Below are 2352 nucleotides of genomic sequence, written 5' to 3'. Positions count from 1 at the left end.
CCTGCTGACCGCCATGGCGGGGATCCCCAGCAATGTTCCCTCCATGGCGGCAGCAACGGTGCCGGAATAGAGCACATCGCAGCCCAGGTTGGGGCCGTGGTTGATCCCTGCCAACACCAGGTCCGGTGGTTCGGAAAGGAGGGTAATCAACGCCAGCTTGACGGCATCCGCCGGGGCGCCACTGCAGGCCCAAGCCCTGATGCGCCCCCCGAAGACTTCATCCATCCGCTTCGCTTCTATGGCCTGCTCTTTGGTGAGGCAATGGCTGGTGGCGGAACGCTCCCGATCCGGGCAGACCATGTCCACCCGATGGCCGGCGGCGTCACAAGCCGTCGCCAGACCCCGGAGCCCTGCCGCCCCGATGCCGTCGTCATTGCTGATCAGAATGCGCAGCCCTGCGGGGTGTCTCTTTTTGAACTCCTCCCCGCCCTGAGGAACAGGGATTCCTTCTCTCAAGTGGTGCATCACCGCACCTCCTGATTCGGATGGGTTCCTGCTTCAAAGAAGCCAGAGAAGTCAAATTCGAGGATCCGGGCATTGGCGTTGCGCCCCCGCACCTTGATCGCAGCCTTGGCCAACCATGGCCCAGTTCGAAATCCAGGGCATGGCCCGCTCCGAGTCCGGGCGAGGCGGCCCCGCCACCAGCGCCACCACGCCTGAGATCAGGATCTGCCAGTGGTCTGCTCACGGTTCACGCGCCACCACCCTGCCTCCCCTCTTGAAGCCGTGTCAGGTAGTAGCCAGGCCGTGGCCGGTGACCATGACGCCAGGGATGGGCAGCAAGGGGCGAGACATTCACCATCATCGCCGCCTCCCTGCTGGTGAAGCAGGTACGGTGCTCGCCTGCTTCCCGTAAAGCTCTCCGGATCTTCCTTCAAGGGTTTTTCAACAAATCCCTTAGGAGAGAATCATCCGGAATACGATCTGGAATTCGGTCCCAAGCTGTCTTCCCAGAAGCGTTCCGCGCTGTGGGGTCAGCGCCAGCGTCAAGCAGAACCTCTACTGCACCTATGGCCTGCGTGAGACCCTTGGTATTCCTCACGGCAAAGTGGAGAGGCGTGCTTTCAAAAGCATCAGTCCTTGTGTTGGGATCTGCACCAGCTTCGAGTAGAACTTCCACCATTTCTGGAGTCTGACTAAACTGCGCGGCCCAGTGAAGAGGTGTTGATCCAAGTACATTCCTTGTATTAAAATCAGCACCGGCATCAAGTAAAACTTTCACTACTTCAGGCGTCTTGCTAAGGTCTACTGCCCAGAATAGAGGCGTTAACCCATTTGAGTCTTTGGCATTAGGATCTTTACCCTTCGATAGACAGTCTACCACATCATCTAATGATGCTTCTTTGAAAAAGCCGAGTGTGTTCCATGTCGGGCACACAGTTGCGCTGGGTGCAGTTACTCTGCCCCCGCAAGCGGTCAATGAAACTAAAACCAAACTCAAAAGAACTTTCTTGAGAGGAGAAAAAGATGGGTAACCATTGGGGAGATCGACAAAATGGCGCCTCGGAAAATTGCACAGCCTCCCTCATGGGAGAGCTTCTCACCATGGGGAAGCTAGTCTGGGAGAGAGATGCATAGGCTAGGAGCCTTGCTTGGCTCAGGCGGGGAAATGGCAATTTTCGTGGTGTTCAAAAGCCTAACATGCCATGGGCCTTCTACCCAGTGGTGGCTCCATCTTGTCCAACTGGGCAACCAGCCATCCACACCACCAGAACCTGCCTCCACACAGCCTTGGCTGCCCTGCCTGCATTTACGAAATGAGCCTGCGCAAACGCTAGGCGAACGATCCCACGGTGGTGGACACCTAAACTGTCAGTAGCCGTGCAACCTTGGTGAGCATCCCTGTCAACCCCGAGGACAACCTCAGGAGCCCACTGGATACCCTCAACCAGGAGAGGCGCAGGACCGTTGTTCCAGAAGCTCTGGAACAGGCCCAGGAAAGTCAGCAGCGGTCGCAGGAGCTAAGGAAACGCCCCGACCAGCAGAGCGTCTTGGAGAAAGTTCTCGACAAACCGAAGCGCCAGCCCCTTGAAGAGAGGATCAGCAAAAATAATGCTGTTTCAGAAGCGCTGGAACGGCGTCAGCGGTGGCAGGAGCTAGGGAAAAGGCTGGACGCCCTTGAGGCCCAGGCCAGTGACCAGATCCGTAGCGCTGACTCCCCCCAGGCGCTGGAGCGGTTGCGCATCAGCCTGCTGGGCAAGAAGGGGGGGCAGCTCTCCCGTGTGCTGGGGGCCATGGGCTCCCTGCCCCATGCCCAACGCCCCCTGATGGGCCAACGCGCCAACGTGCTCAAGAAGGAGATCCAGGAGCGTCTCAACGAACGGTTGCGGCAACTGGAGGAGGAGGCCCTCA

The 2352-nt window shown here is 58.5% G+C and carries 3 protein-coding genes and 1 pseudogene; 2 read left to right on the top strand and 2 right to left on the bottom strand.

Annotated elements, in window-relative coordinates:
- Positions 1-393 (bottom strand): 5'/3'-nucleotidase SurE (gene surE / locus BG35_RS0109270; RefSeq protein ID WP_034418321.1); only part of this gene is annotated, 393 nt, incomplete at its 3' end.
- Between the two features lie 187 nt (positions 394-580).
- Here surE and BG35_RS0109260 point away from each other — a divergent pair.
- A complete protein-coding gene (locus BG35_RS0109260; RefSeq protein ID WP_025782597.1) occupies positions 581-856 on the top strand; it encodes a hypothetical protein in 276 nt (91 codons plus the stop codon).
- Between the two features lie 18 nt (positions 857-874).
- On the opposite strand, the gene BG35_RS12290 is transcribed toward BG35_RS0109260, so the two are convergent.
- Positions 875-1378: an ankyrin repeat domain-containing protein gene (locus tag BG35_RS12290; RefSeq protein WP_071994834.1), complete on the bottom strand. Its 504-nt coding sequence runs from the start codon at positions 1376-1378 to the stop codon at positions 875-877.
- 454 nt (positions 1379-1832) lie between these two features.
- On the opposite strand from BG35_RS12290, the pseudogene BG35_RS13765 reads away from it, so the two are divergent.
- Positions 1833-2352, top strand: a pseudogene (locus tag BG35_RS13765) (hypothetical protein); the annotation flags it as partial.

It is taken from the genome of Candidatus Synechococcus spongiarum SH4 (assembly GCF_000586015.1).
Lineage (GTDB): Bacteria > Cyanobacteriota > Cyanobacteriia > PCC-6307 > Cyanobiaceae > Synechococcus_B > Synechococcus_B spongiarum_F.
Note: the sequence above shows the minus strand (reverse complement) of the source record. Positions and strands in the feature narration are given on the sequence as shown.

What these genes read in the sequence shown, in the direction of transcription:
- BG35_RS0109260 (WP_025782597.1), top strand. Translation starts at nt 581, where the DNA reads ATGGCCCAGTTCGAAATCCAGGGCATGGCCCGCTCCGAGTCCGGGCGA.